The sequence below is a fragment of the Endozoicomonas sp. ALE010 genome (assembly GCF_049310165.1).
Taxonomy (GTDB): domain Bacteria; phylum Pseudomonadota; class Gammaproteobacteria; order Pseudomonadales; family Endozoicomonadaceae; genus Endozoicomonas.
Genome location: NZ_JBLYNV010000163.1, coordinates 1 through 2,399, shown reverse-complemented (window position 1 = coordinate 2,399; position 2,399 = coordinate 1). Strand labels below are relative to the sequence as shown.

The 2,399-nt window shown below is 44.7% G+C and carries 3 protein-coding genes; 1 reads left to right on the top strand and 2 read right to left on the bottom strand.

The window, feature by feature from the left end; genetic code table 11:
• Positions 1 to 517, top strand: a 517-nt coding sequence (locus ACO6UY_RS24420) for a complement resistance protein TraT (protein ID WP_422491642.1), incomplete at its 5' end; no start/stop codon positions are given.
• A 49-nt stretch (positions 518 to 566) separates the two neighbouring features.
• On the opposite strand, the gene ACO6UY_RS24415 is transcribed toward ACO6UY_RS24420, so the two are convergent.
• Positions 567 to 1,184: a hypothetical protein gene (locus tag ACO6UY_RS24415; RefSeq protein WP_422491641.1), complete on the bottom strand. Its 618-nt coding sequence runs from the start codon at positions 1,182 to 1,184 to the stop codon at positions 567 to 569.
• 13 nt (positions 1,185 to 1,197) lie between these two features.
• On the bottom strand, positions 1,198 to 2,399 hold a 1,202-nt coding region (locus ACO6UY_RS24410; protein ID WP_422491640.1), incomplete at its 5' end, for a phospholipase effector Tle1 domain-containing protein.

Sequence of the window (2,399 nt, the reverse complement as noted above, 5' to 3'; positions counted from 1 at the left end):
CACCGATGCCATCACCAACAATATCCAGAGTAAAGGCTACAAGCTTCTGGATGATCCGGATGCCGCTCATTACCTTCTGCAGGTGAATATTTTGCAAGCGGGTAAAACCGATCCGGCTGCTGCCGAGCGTGTCCTGGCAGGCGGCTATGGCAGTGTCTTTATTGGTGCAGCTGCCGGTTATGAATTGGGCGGAAGTGGCACAGCGGCCACCGTCGGAGGCTTTCTTGGAGGGGCTGCCGAGATGGTCGCAAACAGCCTGGTCAAGGATGTCACCTATTCCCTGATCACCGATATCCAGCTCTCGGAAAAAGCCAGAGGCAGTGTTTCCAGCAATAGCACTCATAGCCTGAAGCAGGGCAACAGCGGCTCCACCCAGGTTCAGTACAGTGAAGTGGGCGAGCGGAAGAAATACCAGACTCGGGTTGTTTCTACCGCCAACAAGGTCAATCTGAAATTTGAGGAAGCACTGCCTGAGCTTAAGAAAGGGCTTTCGAATTCTATTTCGGGTTTGTTGTAAGCAATCGCGCCACTTCATGATGTAGGGAGTGGCGTAAGCTTTTATCACTTCATTTTTTACTCAGCTCAGCCTCTATTCGCTTACGTTCAAAGCCTATATAAGATAGAGGATTGCAGGTATAAGATTCTCGAGGATGCTCGACACTAAACCTCACATGCTTAAACTTATCAAGAACATCTGAGTAGTAATGATCCACAAGCCACCCTCCACATGCTAGCGTTCTAAGTTTGTTACTCTTATCTTCCAATACCCAAGTTAAAGCCGTCTTACCTTCGGGTAATACATTCACTATAAAGTCAGCTGTATACTTCCATGGCATAAAGGTCAACTTAAGCCAAACTATCCATGGTAAATTTCTACTAATATCAAGCTTGCTTTGTTGCTGACCTTTCTTATCACCAAATGTCAAAGTCAAGTAAGATGGCACTCTGGATACAGGCCCGCCTATACTTTTACGATCTCCAGGCTGAAACTCATTTGTACGCTGCATTGCAATGGTATAATTATGATTATCAACCACATAAAACACACTCATAGAATGAAGAGTACTGTTCTGAAAATAAAACCCAGGCAATTGCAGTGAAACGATGCTCCAGCCAATCCATAAAACTACGGCTAGCAATCCTCCCCCGATCAACAAAAAAAACCTTTTCGCACATTTACTCATCGGGGATACAACCTTAAATGTTAACCGTGATATTTAGAGAGTCTTTAAGCCACTTCTGATACTGAGACATATCAATAGACCCACGTACATTACCTTCATTACCACCTGGGTTTTCTATTATCATATGATCAAGGTTCGGAAACTGTGGCGCAGTTTTCTGCCTCTGTGTTTCAGGAGGGGACCAAAAACGGCATTGGAATGCACTTTGACACTCTGCCAGCTCCCAGTCAGGATCATTTTCATAAAAAATCTTTCTATCATCCTTATCTGGATACAGAATGCTTCCCGTTCTTTCATCGTGGAGCACAGGGTTGTCTACCAGCAAATGCTCATTTTTTAAATCACCCAGCTCAACTCCTGCACTCACAGCTTGACGATACATCCACTGCAAAGGTACGTCAGATAAGTCACTCCCAGGGTGCTCATCACTTTTGCCATATCCACCTCCAACATCGGTATGGGCACCAATAAAGCCTCGCTCTACGATATTACCGGAACTACCCGCATTATGTTCATCTCGTTCTACGGATGATAAAGAGAAAGCATTTCTATGCTCATTTAGAGCAACAGCATGAGCAACATGGTTAATTCGTGAATCAGTAGTTAAGTCAAAATCTCCATTATCAGGGTCGCCTGGGTACCCCAAAGACCCAACTGTATCGAATATTCCCATAAAACGAACTTTTACTGTGGGTAGTGGAGTACAAAGATCCCGGTCTGGATTCTGTTCAGTATAAAGATTGTCGTAATAGCCACTATCAATACGTTCATAAACATCATTACTAAATTCACGCGCAATTGCTGCTCCCCGACTAAAACCTACAATATCTATGATTCCATCTGAAAAATAAGGATCTTCCTGAAGAATTAGTCGATCAAGTTCTATCAAGGCATTATCAACTCGGCTTCGGGCTCCATAGCCGAACCCTCCACCAATAATTCCGTCAATGCCGCCACTGGTTCCTACACCAGGTTGATAAAAGGATGCGTCATCTCCCCCATTTGCTTCATTGTAATAATCCTGAAACAGTGCGACATTCGTCAGGGTTTGACCTTTCTTAATATTATCCCTGTCCATCCCCGTCCCATCAAAAGCAAACAAAAACAGTCCCAATGGATCAGTACTGACCAGCGGATTACTGTTCACATAGGCATAGGTATTGATGCCACCTCTCAACCCTATGGGATCACTCTGGCTGTATCGCCCCGTTTCCG

Coding starts and splice junctions, on each gene's coding strand:
- ACO6UY_RS24415 (WP_422491641.1), bottom strand. CDS start 1,184: ATGAGTAAATGTGCGAAAAGGTTTTTTTTGTTGATCGGGGGAGGATTG.